Origin of the sequence: Alteromonas sp. V450, assembly GCF_001885075.1 — a bacterium.
GTDB lineage: Bacteria > Pseudomonadota > Gammaproteobacteria > Enterobacterales > Alteromonadaceae > Alteromonas.
Genome location: NZ_MODU01000003.1, coordinates 1 through 206, shown reverse-complemented (window position 1 = coordinate 206; position 206 = coordinate 1). Strand labels below are relative to the sequence as shown.

Below are 206 nucleotides of genomic sequence, written 5' to 3'. Positions count from 1 at the left end.
GGGCCCGCGACCGAGTGTCGGCCAGTTGGCGAATCTCGTTTCCCGCTCCAAATTTAAATCTGAATCTAATCAGATATCAAAAGATGCAAAGCATCGACTCTATGCGGGAATAGCTCAGTTGGTAGAGCACGACCTTGCCAAGGTCGGGGTCGCGAGTTCGAATCTCGTTTCCCGCTCCAAATTTTCAAACATCACGAAAATCTAAA

The 206-nt window shown here is 48.5% G+C and carries 1 tRNA gene; it reads left to right on the top strand.

Annotated elements, in window-relative coordinates:
- Positions 1-103: 103 nt before the first annotated feature.
- A tRNA-Gly gene (locus tag BK026_RS00015) sits at positions 104-179 on the top strand.
- Positions 180-206: the final 27 nt, after the last annotated feature.